We start from the raw sequence: 23,037 nt of genomic DNA on the forward strand, positions 1-23,037 counted from the left end.
CGGGCGCCATTTTGCTGAAAAGGTGGAGGGAATCCCATGAAGGAAGAGGAAATTCGCGGCCTGGTCGCGGGTGTGAAGGACGGCTCGCTGTCGCGACGATCCTTCATGCAGAGAATGGCGGCGGTAGGCATCATGGCGCCGATCGCCAGCCAGATCCTCGCCTGGAACGACGTCGCGATGGCGGACGCCACGGTCAAGTACAAGCCGACCAAGGCCGGCGGCGGCGGCGCCCTCAAGATCCTGCTCTGGCAGGCCCCGACGCTGCTCAATCCGCATTTCGCCGCGGGCACCAAGGACCAGATCGCCTGCCGCGTGTTCTACGAGCCGCTCGCCGGCTGGGACAAGGAAGGCAACCTCTTCCCGCAGCTCGCGGCCGAGATCCCGAGCAAGGCCAATGGCGGTCTGTCCGCCGACGGCAAGACCGTGACCTGGAAGCTGAAGCAGGGCGTGAAATGGCATGACGGCAAGCCGTTCACGGCCGACGACGTCGTCTTCAACTGGGAATACGCCGCCGACCCGGCGACCGCCGCCTACACCACGGGCTCCTACAAGGATATCAAGGTCGAGAAGGTCGACGCCCACACCATCAAGGTGATCTTCAAGGAGCCGACGCCATTCTGGGCCGACCCGTTCGTCGGCGTGGTCGGGATGATGGTCCCGAAGCATCTCTTTGCCGAATACAAGGGCGCCAAGTCGCGCGAAGCCCCGGCCAACCTGAAACCCGTCGGCACCGGCCCCTACAAGTTTGTCGAGTTCAAGCCGGGCGATATCCTGACCGGCGAACGCAATACCGACTATCACGTCAAGAACCAGCCCCAATTCGACACGATCGAGGCCAAGGGCGGTGGCGATGCGGTCTCGGCGGCCCGCGCCGTCCTCCAGACCGGCGAATACGATTATGCCTGGAACCTGCAGGTCGAGGATGAGGTCCTCAAGCGCATGGAGACCGGCGGACGCGGCAAGGTGGTCGCGGTTCCGGCGGGCGACGTGGAGTTCATCACGCTGAACACGACCGATCCGTGGACCGAGGTCGACGGCGAGCGTTCCAGCGCGAAGACCAAGCACCCGACCCTGAGCGATCCCAAGGTACGCGCGGCGCTGAACCTGCTGATCGACCGCGATTCGATCGAGAAGTTCATCTATGGCCGCGGCGGCACCGCTACGGCGAGCTTCGTCAACGAGCCCAAGCAGTTCAAGTCGACCAAGCTCAAATACGAGTTCAGCATCGACAAGGCCAACAAGATCCTCGACGAGGCCGGCTGGAAGAAGGGCGCCGACGGCATCCGCGAAAAGGATGGCAAGAAGCTCAAATATGTCTTCCAGACCTCGATCAACGCCCCGCGCCAGAAAACCCAGGCCATCATCAAGCAGGCCTGCCAGCGTGCCGGCATCGAGCTCGAGCTGAAGTCGGTCACGGCCTCGGTCTATTTCTCGTCGGATGTGGCCAATCCCGACACCTACACCAAGCTCTATGTCGACATGGAGATGTATACCCAGACGCAGCCGCAGCCCGATCCGGAGCGCTTCCTCAACCAGTGCGTCTCCTGGGAAATCGCCAGCAAGGAGAACAAGTGGCTGGGCCGCAACGTCTCGCGCTATACCGACCCTGAGGCCGACAAGGCCTACAAGGCGGCGCAGACCGAGCTCGATCCGGCCAAGCGCGCCGCCCTTCTGATCAAGGTCAACGAGATCTTCTGCGAGGCCAACGTGCTCCTGCCGATCATCTCGCGCACCGTCGTCGGCGCCGCCGCCAATAACCTGACGGCGGATATTTCGGGCTGGGAGGTGACCACCTGGAACCTCGCCGCCTGGTATCGCAGCTGAGTCCGGCCTGCTCTGCCCGGAGGCCGGAGCTTCTCCGGCCTTCCGTTCCAACCTTGCCTCGGCCCGAACCGGGCCGGGGCTGCTTTCGCTCATTCGGGCTGTATCGGCCGCGTCTGGCATGAAGCCGCATCGCGGTTCGATCGACATCCCTTCCTGTTCTTCCGCACCCTGCCCGCCTCGAAGGCGGGGGCCGACGAACACCGCACCCAGGGAGACGCATCGACAATGACGACGAAACGAGACCTGATCCTTGCAACCGCAGCCTTCGCGCTGCTGGCAGCCGCGCCGGCACTGGCGGAGACCTGGCCAGCCCGTCCGATCACCTTCATCGTGCCCTTCCCGGCCGGCGGCGGCACCGATGCCTTCGCACGGCCGCTCGCCGCCCAGCTCGACCAGCAGCTCAGCCAGCGCATCATCATCGAAAATCGTGGCGGCGCCGGCGGCACGGTCGGCGCATCGGCCGCCGCGAAGGCCAAGCCCGACGGCTACACCTTCTTTGTCGGCGCCGCCCATCACGCCATCGCGCCGGCGCTCTATCCGAAGCTCGACTACAGCATCCAGACCGATTTCATCCCGATCGCGGTCATCGCCCAGCCGCCCCAGGTCATCGTCGTCCATCCCGGCAAGGTCCAGGCCAAGACGCTGGCGGAGCTGATCGACTTCGCCAGGAAGAACCCGGAGAAGCTGAACTTCGCCTCAGCCGGCAACGGCACGACGCATCATCTCGCCGGCGAACTCTTCCAGATCTCGACCAAGACGAAGCTGACCCATGTGCCCTATCGCGGCGCCGGGCCCGCGCTGCAGGACACGATCGCCGGCCAGGTCGACCTGCTGTTCGACGGTCTCGGTTCCTCGGCTGCCCAGATCCAGAGCGGCACACTGCGGGCGCTCGCGGTCGCGGCGCCCACCCGCTCCGAAGCCGTTCCCGACGTGCCGACGGCAAAGGAGGCCGGCCTGGAAGGCTTCGAGGTCTCGACCTGGTATGCTCTCTGGGCGCCCAAGGGCACGCCCGCGGAGATCGTGACCAGGATGCGCGACGAGGTGGGCAAAGCCCTCAAGACTCCCGCCATCGAGGCCACCTGGAAGAAGAGCGGCTCGCCGATGCCGACCCTCTCCGGCGACGATTTCGGCAAGTTCGTCACGGCCGAAGTCGACCGCTGGGGCAAGGTCGTCAAGGAGGCGCAGGTCAAGCTGGAGTGAGCCGGGCGGTTGCCCTCACCCCTCCCTTGTTGAATCGACCCGCACAAGGGGCCTGATGCGAGAGGGACGGAGCATGATGAGGCTGGCCGTCATCGGCTTGGCGATCGCGTTGGCCGCTTTTGCCGCGCTGCTGGCCGTGGGCCTCCTCACAGACTTCGCGACCGTGCCCTGCCAGGACGGGGTGTGGGATGCGACCAGGCAACGTTGCATCCCGACCTGAGACAACGCGCGCATCGTTCTATCAGGTAAGCGCGCCGCCGTTCGTCTCGTCGTCGCCCGTGCCGTCGATCACGGTACGGGCGACCGTGATCGTGAAGCCGGCTCGCGCCATCGCCGCGAGATCCTTCTGGCGGTTCGCTGCCCGGTCACCGCGCGACCACGGGCCGAGTCGCTTGCGCCGCGCGGCTTTCCGGGCCGCAGCCAATTCCTCCTCGTCGCCGACGCTGCTGGCCTGTTCGGCGAGTTCGCGGCCCACGCCCTTCGCGGCGAGCGTGGCGGCGACGGCGCGCGCGGAACGGCCACGGCGCCTGAGCGTCGCAGCCCTCGCCTCGGCGAAACGCCGGTCGTCGACCAACCCGGAGGTGATGCAACGCGAGACGACATCATCGAGCGCGGCCGCATGCGCAGCCGGGTCCTCGCCATGGTGGCGGCAGCTCAGTGCGACCTTGCGCGCCAGCACCCGGCGCAGTTGCGCAGCCGGCGCGGAATAGCGTTCGAGATAGTGCATCGCCGCGCGCTGGAGGTAATCGGGTGTGATGCGCCGCGGTGCTCGGGCGGGGCGGGCACCCTGCCCTCGCCTATCCCCTTGATCCGTCATACTAATCGTTTGCCGGCTTCTGCCGGCCGGCCTTGACGCCGGAGCGCTTTTCCTTCGAGGCGAGCCGGCGTTCCTTCGAGGCCTTGGTCGGCTTCGTCGCGCGCCGGACCTGCGGGCGCACGGCAGCCGCCCGGATCAACTCCAGCAGCCGCTCCAGCGCCTCCTCGCGATTGCGCTTCTGGCTGCGATGCGCCTGGGCGACGATGACGATGACGCCGTCCTGCGTCAGCCGGCTGCCGGCGAGCTTCATCAAGCGGATCGCGACATCGTTGGGCAGGGACGGCGAGCCGCGGGCGTCGAAGCGGATCTGCACCGCGCTCGACACCTTGTTGACGTGCTGGCCGCCCGGGCCCGAGGCGCGCACGAAACTTTCCTCGATCTCGCTCTCGTCGATCGCGATGGACGGGGTGGCTTGAATCATGGGAGGAGCGTAGCCGAATTCACGGAGACATGCAGCGTTGAAGCCCTCTCGCGACATTGCCGGCCTGATCGAGATCATGGCCGCGCTGCGCACGCCGGGAACCGGCTGCCCCTGGGATCTGGAGCAGGATTTCGCCTCGGTCTCCCCCTACACCGTCGAAGAGGCCTATGAGGTCGCCGATGCGATCGCCCGCGGCGACAGGCTCGATCTCAAGGACGAGCTCGGCGACCTGCTGCTCCAGGTCGCGTTCCATGCGCGCATGGCCGAGGAGGAGGGCTCTTTCGCCTTCCCCGACGTGGTCGAGGCGATCACCCGCAAGCTGATCCGCCGGCACCCGCATGTCTTCGGCGATGCGCGCGATCTCTCGCCTGCCGAGGTGAAAGTGCTCTGGCACCGGATCAAGGCCGAAGAGAAAGCCGCCAAAGCTGCGGCGCGCGAGGCCGCCGGCCTGCCGCCGCAGACGGAGGAGCGCGGCGTGCTCGCCGGCGTGCCGCATACGCTGCCCGCCCTCACCCGCGCCTGGAAGCTGCAGGCCCGCGCCTCGACCGTGGGCTTCGACTGGAACGATGCCCGTCTCGTGCTCGACAAGATCCGCGAGGAAACCGCCGAGATCGACGAGGCACTTGCCGGCGGCGACAAGGCCGCGATCCAGGAGGAGATCGGCGACCTGCTCTTCGTCGTCGCCAATCTCGCCCGCCATGTCGATGCCGACCCGGAAGGCTGCCTCGCCGCCGCCAACGCCAAGTTCGAGCGCCGTTTCAAGGGCATCGAGGAGGCGCTGGAAGCCGAGGGCCGGACAGCGAACGAGGCTAGCCTCGACGAGATGGAGGCGCTTTGGCAGGCCGTAAAGAAGCGGGAGAAGAGCGCCCGTTAGCGCCTGCCGCGCTTGTTATCCCTGCCGCTCAGCCTCGGGAAAACGCGCCGCAAACGCCCCTTCCCGCTCCAGCGGCAGACGCACGACGAGCTTCAGCCCGCCATCCTCGCCATCTTCGCGTTGGAGGATTTCGCCATTGGCATGCAGCCAGGCGAGCGACTTGCCGTCTCCGGGCACGAGATCCAGCGTGTAGACCGGGCGGCTCGACGCGATCCGCGCTTCGATCGCGCGTGTCAGGCGTTCGATGCCCTCCCCGGTCAGCGCCGAGACCAGCACCGGGCGCGATCCGTCCGGCCGGAGCGTGGCGATGCCGAGCTGGCGTTCGCGCTCGGCGGGATCGAGCAGGTCGGCCTTGTTCCAGACCTCGATGACCCGCTGGCCATCGTCCGGATTGATGCCGAGATCGCGCAGGATCGCCTGCACATCGGCGGCCTGCGCCTGCGTGTCCTCATGGGCGACGTCGCGGACATGCAGCAGCACATCGGCCTCGATCGCGTCCTCCAGCGTGGCGCGGAAGGCGGCGACGAGCTGCGTCGGCAGGTCGGAGATGAAGCCGACCGTGTCGGAGAGCATGATCCGCGCCCCGTGCGGCAGCTTGATCGCACGCGCCGTCGGGTCGAGCGTGGCGAACAGCATGTCCTGCGCCAGCACCTCGGCCGAGGTCAGCCGGTTGAACAGCGTCGACTTGCCGGCATTGGTGTAGCCGACCAGCGCAACGATCGGATAAGGCACGCGTTTCCGGCTGGCACGATGCAGCGAGCGCGTGCGCTTCACGCTGTCGAGATCGCGCTCGATCTTGGTCATCCGCTCCTGGATGATGCGCCGGTCGGCCTCGATCTGGGTCTCGCCGGGGCCGCCGAGGAAGCCGAAGCCGCCGCGCTGGCGTTCGAGATGGGTCCAGGACCGCACCAGGCGGCTCTTCTGGTAATTGAGATGCGCGAGCTCGACCTGGAGCGCGCCTTCCTTGGTGCGGGCGCGCCGGCCGAAGATTTCGAGGATCAGGCCGGTGCGGTCGATGACCTTGCAGCCAAAAGCCTTTTCGAGATTGCGCTGCTGCACCGGCGACAGGGCGCAATCCATCACGACGAGGCTGATCTCTTCGAGCTTGATGCGCTCGGCCAGTTCCTCGACCTTGCCCTTGCCGAGATAGGTCGCAGGCCGGAGCGCTGTCAGCAGCACCTGCACCGGCTCGACGACCGTCAGGTCGATCGCGGCCGCAAGGCCGACGGCCTCGTCCAGCCGCGCCGCGAAGGAACGCAGATTGGCATCGACCGCGACGCCGCGCTTCTGCGAATAGGGTCCGACGACAAAGGCGCGCGTATTCGCCGCGATGTCGCGTTCGATTTCGTCGAGCGGCTTCGCGCCTGTGACCCGCGTGGCCGCCCGATCCTTGTCGTCCTTGTGGCTTGTCGCCAAATCAGTTCTTGTCCGTTTCCTCGGGCTCGAACAATTGCACCGGATGTCCGGGCATGATGGTCGAGATCGCGTGCTTGTAGACGAGCTGCGAATGACCGTCGCGGCGCAGCAGCACGCAGAAATTGTCGAACCAGGTGACGACGCCCTGCAGCTTGACGCCGTTGACGAGGAAGATCGTCAGCGGGATCTTCTGCTTGCGCACATGGTTGAGGAAAGTGTCCTGGAGGTTCTGTGCCCGCTCGGCGGCCATGGGTAGTCCCTGTTGTTGGGATCGCCGATCGGATTAAATCCAGCGATCCAATTCGTTCCGTTTCAGGCCGGGGGCGCATTCCACCAGCGTCGGAACACCGATGCTCCATTAGATCGTCGTCTTCGCCCACAACGCAAGTGCAGCAATGCCGACTTTAGATGCATGCCGCCTGCGTGGCGTGCAACTGGGCATGCGTGACGCGCCTGACGCGTCTCAACCGACGCCGAGCGACTTCAGTTTCCGGTGCAGCGCCGAGCGCTCCATGCCGATGAACTCGGCCGTGCGCGAGATATTGCCGGAGAAGCGCGCGATCTGCGCGATCAGGTATTCGCGCTCGAAGATCTCGCGCGCATCGCGCAACGGCAGGCTCATCAGGCGCTCGCCGCCCGAGCCCGAGGGCGTCGTCGGCACCATCGCGCCGACTTCGGCCGGCAGCATCTCGATCGTCACCTCGGCCGTCGGATCGCCCTTGGTCAGGATCATCAGGCGTTCGACATTGTTGCGCAGCTCGCGGACGTTGCCCGGCCATTCATGCGATTGCAGCACGGCCATCGCGTCGCTGCCGATCTGGCGCTTCGGCAGGCCGCTCGCGATCGAGATCTGCTCCATGAAGAACTCGATCAGCTCGGGCACGTCCTCACGCCGTTCCGACAATGGCGGCACCTTGATCGGCACGACGCCGAGCCGGTGATAGAGATCTTCCCGGAAATGCCCGTCGGCGATGAGCTGTGCCAGGTCGCGGCTCGACGAGGAGATGACGCGGACATCGACATGGACCCGCGTCGCGCCGCCGACGCGCTGGAAATTCTGGTCGACGAGCACACGCAGGATGCGGTTTTGCGTCTCGCGCGGCATGTCGCCGATCTCGTCGATATAGAGCGAGCCGCCATGGGCCTCCTCGAGCGCGCCGATCCGGCGCGACCGCCCGTCGCCGCCTTCGACGCCGAACAGCTCCTCCTCCATGGTCTCGGGCGTGATCGTCGCCGCGTTGATGACGACGAAGGGCCCGCTCGAGCGGGTCGAGGCCTCGTGCAGCGTGCGCGCCGCCAGTTCCTTGCCGCAGCCGGGCTCGCCGGTGATCAGCACGCGCGCATTGGTCGGCGCGACGCGATCGATCGTCTGGCGGAGCTGATTCACGACCGTGGTGCGGCCGACGATGCGGTCCGCCTGGACCGAGCGGGTCTTGAGCTCGCGGACTTCGCGGCGCAGGCGCGATGCCTCCAGCGCGCGCTCGGCGACCAGCACCAGCCGATCGGCCTTGAACGGCTTCTCGATGAAGTCGTAGGCGCCACTCTTGATCGCGGAAACCGCTGTCTCGATGTTGCCGTGGCCGGAGATCATCACCACCGCGAGGTCGGGGTTGCTCTCCTTGATCAGCTCCAGGACCTGCAGGCCGTCGAGCCGGCTGCCCTGCAGCCAGATATCGAGGAAGACGAGGTTCGGCCGGCGCGACGCGATCGCGGCGAGCGCCTCGTCGGCGGAGCCGGCCTTGCGGGTCCGGTAGCCCTCGTCTTCCAGAAGGCCGGCGACCAGATCGCGGATATCGACTTCGTCGTCCACTACCAGGATGTCAGCGCTCATAGGCGTATCCCATTCCTTGAATCCGTGTTGCGCGAGCCGTTTTCCGGCTGGGCGGCCGCATCGCCGCCCTCCGTGTCCTGCGCCGGGCCTGTTTCGGGGAACCAGAGGCGGATGCGCGCGCCCCGTGCACCGCTGGCGGCATCCGGCCGGTCGAGCAGTTCGATGCCGCCGCCATGGTCCTCCAGGATCTTGCCGACGATGGCGAGGCCCAGGCCGGTCCCGCCTTCCCGCGTCGTCATATAGGGTTCGAGCAGCTTCTGGCGCTGGTCCGCCGGCAGGCCCTTGCCGTTGTCGATCACGTCGATGACGACCCGACCGTCGTCAAGGCGGGCCATCTGGACGTCGATGCGCCCCTGCCCGCGCTCATCGGCCGGCACGGCCTCGATCGCCTCGGTCGCATTCTTGATGACATTGGTCAGCGCCTGCGAGATCAGGCGCCGGTCGAAGCGCGCCGGCACGGGGTCCGGAGGCAGCGTCTCGGCGATCGTCGTCTCGGGATTGCCGACCCGCCAGAGGAAGACGATCTGGCGGACGGTCTCGACGATGTCCTCGCGAGCAAGCGACGGCTTCGGCATGCGGGCGAAGGAGGAGAACTCGTCGACCATGCGCCGGATATCCTCGACCTGCCGCACGATCGTGTCGGTGCACTGGTCGAAGACGTCCTTGCCCTCGACGATGACCCGCCCGAACCGGCGCTTGATGCGCTCGGCCGAGAGCTGGATCGGCGTCAGCGGGTTCTTGATCTCATGCGCGATGCGGCGGGCGACGTCGGCCCAGGCGGCGGTGCGCTGCGCGGAGACGAGGTCGGTGATGTCGTCGAGCGTCACCACGAGCCCGGCTCCCATCCCCTCGCCTTCCCTGACGGCCCGGATATTGACCATCCGGTCCTGCCCGGCGCGCGTGAAGGCGACCTGGCCGGAGCTCTGGCGCTGGCGGTTCTGCAGCGCTTCCGCGACGAAGCCGGCCACCTCCGGCGCGATCTCGGCGATCGGCTTGCCGAGCAGGCGCCCGCCGGTCCCGAGCAGGATCTCGGCCGAGCGGTTGATCGTCGTGACATGGCCGTCGCCATCGAGGCTGAGCACGCCGGAGGAAACGCCGGAGAGGACCGTTTCGGTGAAGCGCCGGCGCCGGTCGATCACCTCGCTCGCCGTGACCAGGCTGTCGCGCTGGCGGCGCAGCTCCGCCGTCATCTTGTTGAAGGTCTCGCCCAGATGGGCAAGGTCGCCCTCGGATCGTCGGATCGGCACCTGGACGTAGAAGTTGCCGCTCGACACCTGGTCGGTCGCATCGATCATCCGCCGGATCGGCGCGACGAGTCCGTTGGCGAAGCTCAGGCCCAGCCAGATCGCCGAGAGCAGCAGAATCAGCGCGATCAACCCGTACATCGAGGCGAAGGCGATCTGGACGCCCTTCCGGCGCGCATCGATCGAGAGATATTCGACGGCGGCGCCGCGTGCGACCGACGGGAACTCGACCGCGAGCGGGTCGACCTCCCGCGCGACATGCAGGAAGCTGTTGTCATAGGCCGGCAGCTTCATCACGGCGCCGAAGACGGTGCCCGTCCGCGGGATCACGCAGATCGGCTCCGGCGCGGATTTCGCATCGTCGAAGGCGGCCTGGTCCGGCATCGGCGGATCACGCAGCACATTGATATTGGCGCGCACGATCACCTTGTCCGGCGGCTGCATGACCGCAGCGACCGGAAGGCCGAGCGCCGTCGCGCGGGAGGTCAGGAAATTCTCGAACCATTTGCGATCGACGTCGAAAGCGGGCTTCGCCCGGCTCAGGTCGTCGGCCAGCACCCGGATCTCGCGCCCGAGCGAACGGCACTGGCTCGCGGCATAAGCGTCGGCGACCTCGACCGATTTGAAGACGGCGTCGCGCATCCGGTCGGAGAACCATGGCTCCAGCCCGCGCTCGATCGTGACGGTGGCGATGATGGCGACGAGCACCGCAGGCAGGGCGGCGATGATGCTGAACAGGCCGACGATGCGGACATGCAGTCCCGCCGCCGCCGCTCCCGCCTTGCGGGCGCGGATCAGCACCGCGGCCTCGAAGGCGACGATGACGACCAGAACCAGAATCAGCAGCGCGTTGAGCACGAAGACGCCGACCACGACCTCGTGCACGGGTGCGATCGGCGTCGCACCGGACAGCACGAGGAAGGTGAGCAGCGCCGAGATCAGCGCGAGCGCGACGACGATTCCGCCGACCCAGCCCGAGACGCGGCGGGATTTCTCCTCGCCACGCGGCATCATTCTGGCTTCGTTGACAGAAGCGGACACGTTTCGCGACAACTCCGATAGGGGCAGGGATCGCAAACCGATCACGCCTGCGGGCGCCACTGATGCGCCGCCGCAACGGTGTTGTCAAAATATGACATTCACAAGGCGGGATGGCCCCGTTTCAGCGTGGCGAGCGCACCACCTGCATGTCGAGTTCGCGAATCTTCTTGCGAAGCGTGTTGCGATTGAGGCCGAGGAGTTCGGCGGCGCGGATCTGGTTGCCGCGGGTCGCGGCCAGCGCCGCGGCGATCAGTGGCGGCTCGATCTCGCGCAGGATGCGATGATACAGCCCCGGCGGCGGAATATTGTCGCCGAACCCACCGAAATACTGGCCAAGATGGCGCTCGACCGAACCGGACAGCGTCTCGGTGCGCTCGGACGTCGCCGGGCTATTGGTAAATCCCGGCCCCACCGCTGCAGGCTGCAACTCCGCCTCGATGATCGGCGCGGTGATCGTCTCCTGCGGATAGAGCGCCGCCAGGCGCCGGACCAGGTTCTCCAGCTCGCGGACATTCCCCGGCCAGCGATACTGCCGCATCACGTCCATCGCTTCCGAATCGACCTGCTTGCGCGGCAGGCCTTCCTTCTCGACCAGCGTGAAGAAATGGCGGACGAGGTCGGGAATATCCTCGATGCGCTCGCGCAGGGGCGGCAACCGGATCGGCACGACGTTCAGCCGGAAGAACAGGTCCTCGCGGAACAGGCCCTGCGCGATCGAGATGCGCAGGTCCTTGTTGGTCGCTGCGACGATGCGGACATTGGTCCTGATCGGGGTGCGCCCGCCGACCGTGGTGTATTCGCCCTGCTGGAGCACCCGCAGCAGACGGGTCTGCGCCTCCATCGGCATGTCGCCGATCTCGTCGAGGAACAGCGTGCCGCCCTCCGCCTGCTCGAAGCGTCCCGACGAGCGCGTCAGCGCCCCGGTGAAGGCGCCCTTCTCATGGCCGAAGAGCTCGGATTCGATCAGGTCCTTCGGGATCGCGGCCATGTTGATCGCCACGAAGGGGCCGTTCTTGCGCTTGCCGTAATCGTGCAGGGCGCGGGCCACCAGCTCCTTGCCGGTGCCGGATTCGCCGTTGATCATCACGGTCAGGTCGATCGGCATCAGGCGTGCCAGGGCGCGGTAGACGTCCTGCATCGCCGGCGAGCGACCGATCAGCGGGATGTCCTCGGGCTCGGCCGCATGCCCACGTGCCGCCTCGCCCCGCGGCCGCGACAGGGCGCGCCCGACGATGGCGACGAGTTCCTTCAGGTCGAAGGGTTTCGGAAGATATTCGTAGGCGCCCCGCTCCGACGCCTTGATCGCCGTCATGAAGGTGTTCTGCGCACTCATCACGATGATCGGCAGTTCGGGCCGCACCCGCTTGATGCGCGGCAGCAGGTCGAAGGCGTTCCCATCCGGCATCACGACATCGGTGATGATGAGGTCGCCCAGTCCCTGCGCGGCCCAGGTCCAGAGGGTCGCGGCCTGGCCGGTGGTCCTGACTTCATAGCCCGCCCGGGCGAGCGCCTGGTTGAGGACGGTGCGGATCGCGGCGTCGTCGTCGGCGACGAGGATATGACCGGTCGGCATGGGTTGCTTGAGGCCTCTACGTTGCCTGCCCTGACCGGAGTTGGTGCAGGGGCAGGAGTATCCTGAAATGCGTCCGGCGCGGAACGGACTCGCATTCGACGATTCCGCCGTGATCGCCGATCACCTTGGCGACAAGTGCAAGTCCAAGGCCACTTCCCTGGGCCTTGGTCGTGACGAAGGGATCGAACAGGTGCTGCACCAGGTCGGCCGGCACGCCCGGCCCGTTGTCGCGCACCCCGATTTCGAGCGGCAGCGCGATCCGTTCCGAAGAGCCGGGAACCTGCAGGCGGATGCCGGGGCGATAGGCCGTCGTCAGCGTGATCTCGCCGTCGATGGCATCTTCGCCGATCGCCTCGGCGGCGTTCTTGACGAGATTGAGCAGGACCTGGACGAGCTGGTCGCGATTGCCGGCGACCGGCGGCAGCGAGGGATCGTAGGTCTCCGTGAAGCGGATATGCCGGGCGAAGCCGGAATGGGCGAGGCGCTTCACATGGTCGAGCACGTCGTGGACGTTGACCGCGTCGCGCTCGCTCGGCCGCTCGTCGCCGAACAATTCGACGCGCTCGACCAGCTTCACGATCCGGTCGGTCTCGTCGCAGATGAGTTGCGTCAGAATCCGGTCGGAATCCGGGATCGAGCCTTCGAGCAGTTGCGCGGCGCCCCGGATGCCCGAGAGCGGATTCTTGATCTCATGGGCCAGCATCGCGCCAAGCGCGGTGATCGAGCGCGCTGCCCCGCGATGCGTCAATTGCCTGTCCATTTTTTCGGCAATTGTCCGTTCCTGCAGCATCAGCACGACCGCATCGCCCTGGCTGGGCAAGGGAGAGGCAAAGACGTCGACGATGTGATCGGTTCCGAGGCGCGGCGTGCCGAGATCGAGGCGGTATTCGCTGACGCTGGCACCGCGACGCTGCACCTCCTCGATCACCCCCAGCACGGGTGAGCCGAAAGCGACGAAATCGTCGATGCGCTGGCGCTTGAGCAGGGCGGCACTCGACTGGAAGAAATCCTCGGCTGCCGTATTCGCATACAGCACGGCATGGCCCTCTCCGATCACCAGAACCGGCATCGGCAGCACGTTGAGTGCCTGGACCTCGATCGGATCGAGCAGATAGGCGCTGCGGCCTCCAGGCCCGTTGTCGGTAAACATCGCCGTCATCGCCTCATCCCCTCGGCTCAAGCGGCTTCACGATTGCGGTCGGTCGAAAACAGCCCCGCCAGAGCCGCGAGGACCTGTTTGGGCTGATCCGAGGTCAGAAGGCTGCGGCGCAGCTCGGCATCGGGCTGGCAGCCATCGGCGACGGCATCATCCGCATAAGCAGCCAGATGCTTGCGGGCATGACGCACGCCATGCGCAACGCCGATCAAGGCAAGCAGTCCCTCGTAATGCTCGCAGGCCAGCGCCAGCTTCTCGGCCAGCGTCGGCCGGCGGAACGCGCGCCCGTCGAGCGCTGCGCCGATCTCGCCGACCAGCCAGGGCCGGCCAAGCGCAGCGCGCCCGACCATGACGAAATCGGCGCCCGACTGCGCGAGGCAGTCCCGCGCATCCGCAACGTCATGGATGTCGCCATTGGCCACCAGGGGGAAATCTCCGGCAGCGCGCACCGCCGCGATGGCCTGCCAATCCGCCTTGCCTTTGTAGAATTGCTGGCGCGTCCGGCCATGGACCGTGATCATCCGCGCACCCGCGGCAACCGCGCGGCGCGCAAGCTCCGGAGCGTTGCGGGAGGCGTCGTCCCAGCCCAGCCGCATCTTGACCGTCACCGGCACGCTGGTGGCGGCAACCGCAGACTCGACCAGCGCGACGGCATGATCGAGATCGCGCATCAGGGCGGAGCCGGCCCAGCCGCCCGTCACCTTCTTGGCCGGGCAGCCCATATTGATGTCGACGATATCGGCGCCGTTGGCCTCGGCCAGCCGCGCCGCTTCCCCCATCCAGTAAGGGTCGCAGCCGGCGAGCTGGACGACATGCGGCGACACGCCCTCGCCCTCCGCGCGGATGCGCGCTTCCTCGCTGCCGCGCACGAATTCGTCGGAGGCCACCATCTCGGATATGACGATTCCGGCATGGCTGCGGGCTGCGAGCCGGCGCATGACGATATCGGTCACGCCGGACATCGGCGCCAGGAAGGCGCGGGACGCGATCGGGATACCTGCGATGTCCAAAGGGTCAGCCTGCTTTTAAGGCATTTCTCTGGATGCATATTTATTGGACAATGCTGCGGGAGCGCAAGCGCCTAGAGAGAAATGCTGCATTGCAACAGCGTCGCACCCCCTGCCCCATCGCAGCAGAATTGGTTATGCCATGCGGCCATGACCCGCTTGCAGCCAGAATCCAGCACCGTGCTCCGTCACTCCGATGCGCCCCAGCCCGTCGCTGCCCTGCTCGTCGCGGCTGGCCGCGGCCTGCGGGCCGGCGATGGCGAGCCGAAGCAATATCGCCTCGTCGAGGGACGTCCGGTTCTCGCCCATGCGCTGACGCCCTTTCTGGCGGAGCCTTCGATCGCGCGCATCGCCGTCGTGATCGGCGAGGGCGACGAGGCGCGCTACACCAATGCCATGGCCGGCATCGACAGCTCCCGGCTTGCGGCCCCGACGCTCGGCGGCGCGACGCGCCAGGCCTCGGTGCGGCGCGGCCTGCTTGCGCTTGCCCGTGAGGGCTTCGACGGCATCGTGCTCGTCCACGACGCGGCCCGCCCCTTCGTCTCTCGCGCACAGATCAGCGCGGCCATCCACCGGCTTGGCGCCGGTGCGATCGCCGCCATCCCCGCCTTGCCCGTAACCGACACCGTGAAGCGCACCAGCGCCGACGGCCATGTCGCCGAAACCCCGCCGCGCGACCAGCTCGTCACCGTCCAGACGCCGCAGGCCTTCCGCTTCAAGCCGCTGCTCGACGCCCATGAAGCAGCCGAGGCTGCGCTGCTGCACGGCTTCACCGACGATGCCGCGCTGATGGAATGGGCCGGCCATCCGGTCGCGACCTTCCAGGGCGACCCGGCCAATGTGAAGCTGACGCATGCCGCGGATTTCCTGCGGGCCGCGGCGCACCCCGGCAGAACCCTCGTGACGCGGGTCGGCACCGGCTATGATGTCCATGCCTTCGGTCCCGGCGACCATGTCTGGCTTGGCGGCGTCCGGATCGGGCATGATCAGGGCGTCATCGCCCATTCCGATGGCGACGTCGCGCTCCACGCCTTGACCGATGCCCTGCTCGGCGCGCTCGCTGACGGCGATATCGGCACACATTTCCCGCCGAGCGATCCGCAATGGCGCGGCGCGGCATCGGCCCAGTTCCTCGCCTTTGCAGCCACGCGGGTCCGCGAGCGCGGCGGGCGGATCGACTTCCTCGACCTGACCGTCGTCTGCGAGGCCCCGAAGATCGGCCCGCATCGCGAAGCCATCCGCGCCGAGATCGCGGCGATCGTCGGCCTCCCCCTCGGCAAGGTCGCGATCAAGGCAACGACTTCGGAACGCATGGGCTTCACCGGGCGACGCGAAGGCCTCGTCGCCCTGGCGACTGCGACGATCCGCCTGCCCGAGGAGGACTAGCCATGTTCGATCTCGATATCCGCTCGCTCGCGGCCGAACTGCTGAACATGAGCATGGAGCGTGGCTTCACCGTCGCCACGGTCGAATCCTGCACCGGCGGTCTCGTCTGCGGCGCGCTGACCGCGATCGCCGGCTCGTCCTCGATGGTCCAGGGCGGCCTGATCACCTATGCCAACGAGGCCAAGGCCGCGCTCGCGGGCGTGCCGATCCTCCTGATCGAGCAGCACGGCGCCGTGAGCGAGCCAGTGGCGCGCGCGATGGCGGAGGGCGGGCGCACACGCCTCGACGCCACGTTCGCGGTCTCGATCACCGGCGTCGCCGGCCCCGGTGGCGGCAGCGCCGAGAAGCCGGTCGGGCTGGTCCATTTCGCCTGCGCCGGCCCCTCCGGGACGCGCCATCGCGAGCGGCGCTTCGGCGAGCAGTCACGTGACGAAATCCGTCGGCTCAGCGTGTTGGAAGCGCTCGACCTGCTGCGCGAGACGGTGCTGACCGGGCCGTGACCGCTCAGGCGCCCAGCACGGGCGCCGTACCGCGGCCATAGACCAGATCGGCGCGCTTCTCGAAGGCTTCGGCAAACTTGCGGAAGGCCTTGTCGAACATCGCGCCCATCAGCAGGCCGAGCATCCGGCTGGCGAACTCGTAGGAGATGAAGAACCCGACCTCGCAACCCGCCTCATGCGGCTTGAAGGTCCAGCGGTTCTCCAGATAGCGGAACGGTCCGTCGACATATTCGACGAGGATCTTGAGATTGGTCGGATCGAGCGTGACGCGGCTGGTGAAGGTCTCGCGGATCGCCTTGTAGCCGACGCTCATATCGGCCAGCAGCACCTCGCCGCCGCCTTCGCGGGGTGTACGCCGGCGCACCGTCAGCCCCTCGCAGAGCGGCAGGAACTGCGGATATTTCTCGACATCGGCGACGAGCGCGAACATCTGCTCGGGCGAGTGCCTCACCCGGCGGGTGCTGTTGAACATCGGCATCGAGGGCGCGCCTTCTCAGCCGCGGCTGTTATGGCCGATACCGATCTGGGCATCGCGCGCTGCACGCAGCTTGGCGAAATCCTCGCCCGCGTGATGCGAGGAACGGGTCAGCGGCGTCGAGGACACCATCAGGAAGCCCTTGGCATAGGCGATGGTCTCGAAGCTCTTGAACTCGTCGGGCGTGACGAAGCGGATCACGGCGTGGTGCTTGCGCGAAGGCGCGAGGTACTGGCCGATCGTCATGAAATCGACCTCGGCCGAACGCAGGTCGTCCATCAACTGCAGCACCTCGTTCCGCTCCTCGCCCAGGCCGACCATGATGCCGGACTTGGTGAAGATGGTCGGGTCGAGCTCCTTCACCCGCTGCAGCAGGCGCAGCGAATGGAAATAGCGGGCGCCCGGCCGCACCTTGAGGTACTTGCCTGGAACGGTTTCGAGATTGTGGTTGAACACGTCGGGCTTGGCCGCCACGACCACTTCGAGCGCGCCGGGCTTGCGCAGGAAGTCCGGTGTCAGGATCTCGATGGTGGTGCCGGGCGAGGCCTTGCGGATCGCCTTGATCACCTGGGCAAAATGCTCGGCGCCGCCATCCTTGAGGTCGTCGCGGTCGACCGAGGTGATGACGACATGCTCGAGGCCGAGCTTGGCGACGGCATCCGCGACCTTGCGCGGTTCTTCGAGATCGAGTGGCAGGGGCACGCCGGTCTTCACGTTGCAGAAGGCGCAGGCCCGCGTGCAGGTGTCGCCCATGATCATGAAGGTGGCGTGCTTCTTTTCCCAGCACTCGCCGATATTCGGGCAGCCGGCCTCCTCGCAGACCGTGACCAGCTTCTCGGCCTTCACGATCGCCTTGGTCTCGGCCCATTTCGGCGAGCCCGGTGCCTTGACGCGAATCCAGTCCGGCTTGCGCAGCACCGGGTTCTCCGGCCGCTTCTGCTTCTCGGGATGACGCACTTCCGCGGCTTGCGCCTTCGGATTGCCGGCATTGGGCCGCGGATCGCGGTTCAGCAGGTCGAGAACAAGCGCCATAACAGGGTCCGGGCTTCAACAGCAGGAGCCGGCCAAAGCCGGCACCCTCTAGCTAATCCCCAAAGCGCTCTGCCGCAACTGCCGGCCCCGGCAACAGAGCTTCACCTGCGACCGCGGGCCGCGTTCCAGATCACGATGACGATGATCGCGCCGGCCACCGCCGCGACCAGTGTCCGCCAGAAGCCGAAGACCGGAATCTCCAGGAGCTCCGCGACCTTGGCGCCGACGAAGGAGCCGGCGACGCCGACAAGCATATTGGTGAAGAGGCCGTGATCGGACGAGGTCAGGCGCTCGGCGATCCAGCCGGCAAGCAGGCCGATCAGCAGCGTCATGAAGAAGCCATAGCCCGGCTGGGCCATGGTGGCGGCAAAGCTTTCCATCGCGGATATTCCCCTAGCCATGCGCGAATGCGCGCGTACCCAACGGCGTCGGCTGCCGCCGGTTCCACGGGTGATGGTATCTCAGGCGATGAAACGCGCCAGCAGGATAATCAGGATGGCGCCGATGACCGCCATGCCGGCATCGTCGAGGAAGCCATAGCCGGTATTCAGGCGCCAGCCGGTCAGGCGTACGATGCCCTGCCCGACCAGCATGCCGAGGACGCCGACGACCGCATGGCGGATCACGCCGCCGCCACCGACGATCAGGCTCGCGGCGAAGCCCGTGACGGTGCCGAAGGCGACGGTCGGCACGATGACGCTCCAGTCGAGCGGCAGCGTCCGGCGCGGCGGCAGGATCTCGACCTCCTCGTCGCGGACGACGCGATCGGGCTTGGGCGATTTGCGGGTACGTGGCGGCATCGGCGCAATATGGAGCGCAGGCGGGCTGCCGCCAAGCGGCAGCCACAGCGCATCGGCGTCATTCTTGAAACAAGGTCGTCATTCTCGGGCGGCGCACAGCGACGACCCGAGAATCTTTGCCGGATGAGGCTCAGGCGCCCGCTCGTCACGAGATGCTCGGGTCAAGCCCGAGCATGACGTGCTCTAAAAAATCAGGCGTTCAGCACCTTGCCGTAAGCGTCGAGCACGCTTTCCTTCATCACCTCCGACAGGGTCGGATGCGGGAAGATCGTGTGCATCAGCTCTTCCTCGGTCGTCTCCAGGTTCATGGCGACGACGAAGCCCTGGATCAGCTCGGTCACTTCCGGGCCGACGAGATGGGCGCCGAGCAGCTTGCCGGTCTTGGCGTCGAAGATTGTCTTGGCCAGGCCGCTGTCCTCGCCGAGCGCCACGGCCTTGCCGTTGGCGACGAAGTTGAAGCGGCCGACCTTGATCTCGTAGCCGGCGGCCTTGGCCTTCGCCTCGGTCAGGCCGACGCTGGCGATCTGCGGGTGGCAATAGGTGCAGCCCGGGATCATCAGCTTGTCCATCGGATGCGGATGCAGGCCCTTGATCGCCTCGACGCAGATCACCGCCTCGTGCTCGGCCTTGTGCGCCAGCATCGGCGGGCCGGCGACGTCGCCGATCGCGTAGACGCCCTTGACGTTGGTGCGGCAGAGATCGTCGATGACGATGCAGCCGCGATCCGTCTTCACGCCGAGCGTCTCGAGACCCAGGTTCTCGATATTGCCGACGACGCCGACAGCCGAGATCATGCGATCCGCCGTGATCGTCTGCTTGCCGCCCTTCTCGTCCTCGATATGGGCCGTGACGGAGTCGGCTGATTTCTCGACCTTGGTGACCTTGGCTCCGGTCAAGATCTTCATGCCCTGCTTCTCGAAGGCCTTGCGCGCAAAGGCGCCGATCTCGGCATCCTCGACCGGCACGACCTGCGGCAGCACCTCGACCACGGTAACCTCGACGCCCATCGTCCGGTAGAACGAGGCGAATTCGATGCCGATGGCGCCGGAGCCCATCACGAGCAGCGATTTCGGCATCTTCGCCGGAACCATCGACTCGAAATAGGTCCAGATCAGCTTGCCGTCCGGCTCGAGACCGGGCAGCGCGCGCGGCCGGGCGCCGGTCGCGACGATGATATGGTCGGCGGTATAGGTGCCCTCGCCCTTGGCGTTCTTCGGCGGCGGCGTCTGCGGCTGCATGGCCGGCTTCTTGGTCGGCGCGACCGCGATCGTGCCGGGCTTGGTCAGCTTGGCCTCGCCCCAGATCACGTCGACCTTGTTCTTCTTCATCAGGAACTGGACGCCGTTGTTCATCCGCGTGGCGATGCCGCGCGAGCGCTTCACGATCGCCTCCAGATCGGCCTTGAACGAGCCTTCCAGCGTCAGGCCGTAGTCCTTGGCGTGCTGGCCGTAATGCAGAATCTCGGCCGAGCGCAGCAGCGCCTTGGTCGGGATGCAGCCCCAGTTCGAGCAGATGCCGGCAAGATGCTCGCGCTCGACGATCGCGGTCTTGAAGCCGAGCTGCGCCGCCCGGATCGCGGCGATATAGCCGCCGGGGCCGGAGCCGATGACGATGATGTCGTAGTCAGCCATGGTATCTCTCCCGCCGCTCAGACCAGCATCGCCATGGGCTTTTCGATATAGCCCTTGAACGCTGCGAGAAGCTCGGCCCCGAGCGCGCCGTCGACGGCGCGGTGATCGGTCGAGAGCGTCACCGACATCACCGTCGCGACGGCCGGCTGGCCGCCCTTGACGATGACGCGCTGCTCGCCGGCGCCGACCGCCAGGATCGTCGCATGCGGCGGATTGACGATCGCGGCGAAGTCCTTGACCCCGAACATGCCGAGATTGGAAACCGCCGTCGTGCCGCCCTGATATTCCTCGGGCTTCAGCTTGCGGGCCTTGGCACGTGCCGCCATGTCCTTCATCTCGTTGGAGATCTGCGACAGGCTCTTGTGGCAGGCATCGCGGATGATCGGCGTGATCAGGCCGCCGGGAATCGAGACGGCGACGCCAACATCGGCATGCTTGTGCTTGAGCATGGTGTTGTCGGTCCAGGATACGTTGGCATCCGGCACGGCCCTGAGCGCCAGCGCCAGCGCCTTGATCACCATGTCGTTGACCGAGAGCTTGTAGGCCGGCTTGCCGTCCTTCTCCGGCGCCGCGGCGTTGAGCTCCCCGCGCAGCTTCAGCAGCGCATCGAGCTCACAATCCACGGTGACGTAGAAATGCGGAACCGTCTGCTTGGCCTCGGTCAGGCGGCGCGCAATCGTCTTGCGCATGCCGTCATGCGGGACTTCCTCGTAGGAATCCGGCGCGAACAGCTTCTTGACCTGCTCGTCGGAGGGACCGCTCGCGAGCGGTGCAGCCGCAGGCTTGCCGGCCGGAGCCCCGGCGGGAGCCGCAGCCGGAGCAGCCTTGGCGCCCCCGCCGGCCTTGGCGGCCTCGACATCCTTCTCGACGATGCGGCCATGCGGGCCGGAGCCCTTGATCGCATTGAGGTCGAGCCCGGCATCCTTGGCAATGCGGCGGGCGAGCGGCGACGCGAAGGCGCGGCTGCCGTCGGACTTCGCCGGAGCGGATGTGGCGGGAGCTTCGGCAGCCTTGGCGGACGCAGCCGCCGCCGGGGCGGCTTCAGCCTTCGCAGGTTCGGCCTTGGGAGCTTCCGCCTTCGGCGCGTCGCCCTTGGCGGGAGCCGACACGCTCTTGGCGTCCTCGCCCTCAGCCGCAATCACGCCGATCACCTCGTTGACCGCGACATCGGCCGTGCCTTCCGGCACCACGATCTTGGCGAGCACGCCCTCGTCGACCGCCTCGACCTCCATCGTGGCCTTGTCGGTCTCGATCTCGGCGATGATGTCGCCGGACTTGATCGTGTCGCCTTCCTTCTTCAGCCATTTGGCGAGATTGCCCTTCTCCATCGTGGGAGAGAGCGCGGGCATCAGGATGTTGGTCGGCATCGGTCAGCCCCTCTCAGCGATAGCAGACGGCCTTGGCCGCCGCGACGACCTCGCCGATGTTCGGAAGCGCGAGCTTCTCGAGATTGGCCGCATACGGCATCGGCACGTCCTTGCCGGTGACGCGGGCGACGGGAGCGTCGAGATAATCGAAGGCCGCCTCCATGATCTTCATGCCGATCTCGGCGGTGACGCCGGACTGAGGGAAGCCCTCCTCGACCGCGACGCAGCGATTGGTCTTCTGCACCGAGGCGATGACGGTTTCGATATCCATCGGGCGGATCGTGCGCAGGTCGATGACCTCGGCCTCGATGCCCTCCTTGGCCAGCGCCTCGGCGGCGCCGAGCGCATAGGTCATGCCGATGCCGAAGGAGACGATCGTCACGTCCGTGCCGGGACGCACCACCTTCGCCTTGCCGATCGGGATCAGGAAATCGTCGCCCTTCGGCACGTCGAAGGACTTGCCGTACATGATCTCGTTTTCGAGGAAGATCACCGGGTTCGGATCGCGGATCGCACTCTTCAGCAGGCCCTTCGCGTCAGAAGCGCTGTAGGGCATCACGACCTTGAGACCCGGCACGTTCGAGTACCACGCCGCATAGTCATGGCTGTGCTGGGCGCCGACGCGGGCAGCCGCGCCGTTCGGGCCGCGAAACACGATCGGGCAGCCCATCTGGCCGCCGGACATGTAGAGCGTCTTGGCGGCGGAGTTGATGAGGTGGTCGATCGCCTGCATGGCGAAGTTGAAGGTCATGAACTCGACGATCGGCTTCAGGCCGGAGAGCGCCGCGCCGACGCCGATGCCGGCGAAGCCGTGCTCGGTGATCGGGGTATCGATGACGCGCTTGGCGCCGAATTCCTGCAGCAACCCTTGCGTGACCTTGTAGGCGCCCTGGTACTCGGCGACCTCCTCGCCCATGACGAAGACGTCCTTGTCGCGGCGCATCTCCTCGGCCATCGCGTCGCGCAGCGCTTCGCGGACCGTGGTGCTGACGATCTCGGCGCCGGCGGGGAATTCCGAGGAGGAATCGTAGGCCTTCGCCTGAGCCGGGACGGTGTCCGGCTTGCTGGCGGCGGGCACGTCCTCGCTCTTGGCCTCCGCCGGCTTGGCTTCGGCTTTCGGCTCGGCCTTGGCTTCAGGCGCAGCAGCCTTGCCACCACCGCTGGCCGCAGCCGCAACATCCTCGCCCTCGGCGGCGATCACGCCGATCGGCGTGTTCACGGCGACGTTCTCGGTGCCATCCGCGACGAGGATCTTGGCGAGCACGCCCTCGTCGACGGCTTCGACCTCCATGGTCGCCTTGTCGGTCTCGATCTCGGCGATGATGTCGCCGGACTTGACCTGATCGCCCTCTTTCTTCAGCCACTTGGCCAGTTTTCCTTCCTCCATGGTGGGGGAAAGGGCAGGCATGAGAATGTCGATCGGCATGAACGCACCCGGATTC

22 protein-coding genes are annotated in these 23,037 nt (G+C 66.8%); 6 read left to right on the top strand and 16 right to left on the bottom strand.

From position 1 onward, the window contains the following. Positions 1–36 precede the first annotated feature (36 nt). The 3 genes from FHT98_RS24400 to FHT98_RS26305 all read left to right on the top strand — a co-directional run bounded on the left by FHT98_RS24400 (position 37) and on the right by FHT98_RS26305 (position 3,244). The gene (locus FHT98_RS24400; RefSeq protein ID WP_142115586.1) at positions 37–1,824 is read left to right on the top strand and encodes a peptide ABC transporter substrate-binding protein; all 1,788 of its coding nucleotides are present in this window, start codon (positions 37–39) and stop codon (positions 1,822–1,824) included. 225 nt (positions 1,825–2,049) lie between these two features. After that, positions 2,050–3,024 carry a Bug family tripartite tricarboxylate transporter substrate binding protein gene (locus FHT98_RS24405; protein ID WP_091859455.1) on the top strand — a complete coding sequence of 325 codons (975 nt, stop codon included), beginning with the start codon at positions 2,050–2,052 and terminating at the stop codon, positions 3,022–3,024. Positions 3,025–3,097: 73 nt separating this feature from the next. Then, positions 3,098–3,244, top strand: coding sequence for a hypothetical protein (locus tag FHT98_RS26305; protein WP_170843455.1), 147 nt, complete (start codon positions 3,098–3,100; stop codon positions 3,242–3,244). 21 nt (positions 3,245–3,265) lie between these two features. On the opposite strand, the gene FHT98_RS24410 is transcribed toward FHT98_RS26305, so the two are convergent. Continuing rightward, the gene (locus FHT98_RS24410; RefSeq protein ID WP_248309303.1) at positions 3,266–3,751 is read right to left on the bottom strand and encodes a regulatory protein RecX; all 486 of its coding nucleotides are present in this window, start codon (positions 3,749–3,751) and stop codon (positions 3,266–3,268) included. A gap of 91 nt (positions 3,752–3,842) precedes the next feature. Further along, positions 3,843–4,262: an alternative ribosome rescue aminoacyl-tRNA hydrolase ArfB gene (arfB, locus tag FHT98_RS24415; protein ID WP_061967840.1), complete on the bottom strand. Its 420-nt coding sequence runs from the start codon at positions 4,260–4,262 to the stop codon at positions 3,843–3,845. 37 nt (positions 4,263–4,299) lie between these two features. Between arfB and mazG the strand changes: the two genes are divergently transcribed. Next, positions 4,300–5,136: a nucleoside triphosphate pyrophosphohydrolase gene (gene mazG, locus FHT98_RS24420; protein ID WP_142115588.1), complete on the top strand. Its 837-nt coding sequence runs from the start codon at positions 4,300–4,302 to the stop codon at positions 5,134–5,136. A gap of 15 nt (positions 5,137–5,151) precedes the next feature. On the opposite strand, the gene hflX is transcribed toward mazG, so the two are convergent. The 7 genes from hflX to dusB all read right to left on the bottom strand — a co-directional run bounded on the left by hflX (position 5,152) and on the right by dusB (position 14,407). Then, the gene (gene hflX, locus FHT98_RS24425; RefSeq protein WP_185745284.1) at positions 5,152–6,480 is read right to left on the bottom strand and encodes a GTPase HflX; all 1,329 of its coding nucleotides are present in this window, start codon (positions 6,478–6,480) and stop codon (positions 5,152–5,154) included. A 73-nt stretch (positions 6,481–6,553) separates the two neighbouring features. Continuing rightward, positions 6,554–6,802 (bottom strand): RNA chaperone Hfq, encoded by a 249-nt coding sequence (hfq, locus tag FHT98_RS24430; protein WP_038365847.1) that lies wholly within the window; start codon positions 6,800–6,802, stop codon positions 6,554–6,556. 213 nt (positions 6,803–7,015) lie between these two features. Continuing rightward, positions 7,016–8,383: a nitrogen assimilation response regulator NtrX gene (ntrX, locus tag FHT98_RS24435; RefSeq protein ID WP_061967836.1), complete on the bottom strand. Its 1,368-nt coding sequence runs from the start codon at positions 8,381–8,383 to the stop codon at positions 7,016–7,018. Then, positions 8,380–10,641 carry a sensor histidine kinase NtrY-like gene (locus FHT98_RS24440; protein WP_091859467.1) on the bottom strand — a complete coding sequence of 754 codons (2,262 nt, stop codon included), beginning with the start codon at positions 10,639–10,641 and terminating at the stop codon, positions 8,380–8,382. The genes ntrX and FHT98_RS24440 overlap by 4 nt, the downstream gene beginning before the upstream one ends. A gap of 148 nt (positions 10,642–10,789) precedes the next feature. Continuing rightward, positions 10,790–12,241 carry a nitrogen regulation protein NR(I) gene (gene ntrC, locus FHT98_RS24445; protein WP_061967834.1) on the bottom strand — a complete coding sequence of 484 codons (1,452 nt, stop codon included), beginning with the start codon at positions 12,239–12,241 and terminating at the stop codon, positions 10,790–10,792. 16 nt (positions 12,242–12,257) lie between these two features. Further along, on the bottom strand, positions 12,258–13,391 hold the full coding sequence (locus FHT98_RS24450; RefSeq protein ID WP_142115870.1) for an ATP-binding protein: 1,134 nt from the start codon (positions 13,389–13,391) through the stop codon (positions 12,258–12,260). A gap of 26 nt (positions 13,392–13,417) precedes the next feature. After that, positions 13,418–14,407 carry a tRNA dihydrouridine synthase DusB gene (dusB, locus tag FHT98_RS24455; RefSeq protein ID WP_282568659.1) on the bottom strand — a complete coding sequence of 330 codons (990 nt, stop codon included), beginning with the start codon at positions 14,405–14,407 and terminating at the stop codon, positions 13,418–13,420. Positions 14,408–14,554: 147 nt separating this feature from the next. On the opposite strand from dusB, the gene FHT98_RS24460 reads away from it, so the two are divergent. Further along, positions 14,555–15,790 (top strand): bifunctional 2-C-methyl-D-erythritol 4-phosphate cytidylyltransferase/2-C-methyl-D-erythritol 2,4-cyclodiphosphate synthase, encoded by a 1,236-nt coding sequence (locus tag FHT98_RS24460; protein ID WP_091859472.1) that lies wholly within the window; start codon positions 14,555–14,557, stop codon positions 15,788–15,790. A 2-nt stretch (positions 15,791–15,792) separates the two neighbouring features. Beyond that, positions 15,793–16,290, top strand: a complete 498-nt coding sequence (locus FHT98_RS24465; RefSeq protein ID WP_061967828.1) for a CinA family protein — start codon at positions 15,793–15,795, stop codon at positions 16,288–16,290. 4 nt (positions 16,291–16,294) lie between these two features. Here FHT98_RS24465 and FHT98_RS24470 read toward each other — a convergent pair whose 3' ends face one another. The 7 genes from FHT98_RS24470 to FHT98_RS24500 form a co-directional block, all read right to left on the bottom strand. Continuing rightward, positions 16,295–16,768 carry a type II toxin-antitoxin system RatA family toxin gene (locus FHT98_RS24470; RefSeq protein ID WP_061967827.1) on the bottom strand — a complete coding sequence of 158 codons (474 nt, stop codon included), beginning with the start codon at positions 16,766–16,768 and terminating at the stop codon, positions 16,295–16,297. Between the two features lie 15 nt (positions 16,769–16,783). Continuing rightward, positions 16,784–17,797: a lipoyl synthase gene (gene lipA, locus FHT98_RS24475; protein ID WP_113585464.1), complete on the bottom strand. Its 1,014-nt coding sequence runs from the start codon at positions 17,795–17,797 to the stop codon at positions 16,784–16,786. 101 nt (positions 17,798–17,898) lie between these two features. After that, on the bottom strand, positions 17,899–18,177 hold the full coding sequence (locus tag FHT98_RS24480) for a GlsB/YeaQ/YmgE family stress response membrane protein (RefSeq protein WP_061967823.1): 279 nt from the start codon (positions 18,175–18,177) through the stop codon (positions 17,899–17,901). A gap of 81 nt (positions 18,178–18,258) precedes the next feature. Then, positions 18,259–18,597, bottom strand: a complete 339-nt coding sequence (locus tag FHT98_RS24485) for a GlsB/YeaQ/YmgE family stress response membrane protein (RefSeq protein WP_142115590.1) — start codon at positions 18,595–18,597, stop codon at positions 18,259–18,261. A 191-nt stretch (positions 18,598–18,788) separates the two neighbouring features. Next, a complete protein-coding gene (gene lpdA / locus FHT98_RS24490) occupies positions 18,789–20,228 on the bottom strand; it encodes a dihydrolipoyl dehydrogenase (RefSeq protein ID WP_142115591.1) in 1,440 nt (479 codons plus the stop codon). A 17-nt stretch (positions 20,229–20,245) separates the two neighbouring features. Then, on the bottom strand, positions 20,246–21,595 hold the full coding sequence (locus tag FHT98_RS24495) for a pyruvate dehydrogenase complex dihydrolipoamide acetyltransferase (RefSeq protein WP_142115592.1): 1,350 nt from the start codon (positions 21,593–21,595) through the stop codon (positions 20,246–20,248). Positions 21,596–21,608: 13 nt separating this feature from the next. Beyond that, positions 21,609–23,021, bottom strand: a complete 1,413-nt coding sequence (locus FHT98_RS24500) for a pyruvate dehydrogenase complex E1 component subunit beta (protein ID WP_142115593.1) — start codon at positions 23,019–23,021, stop codon at positions 21,609–21,611. Positions 23,022–23,037: the final 16 nt, after the last annotated feature.

Origin of the sequence: Allobosea sp. AK1 (assembly GCF_006714945.1) — a bacterium.
In the GTDB taxonomy this organism is placed as follows: Bacteria; Pseudomonadota; Alphaproteobacteria; order Rhizobiales; family Beijerinckiaceae; genus Allobosea; species Allobosea robiniae.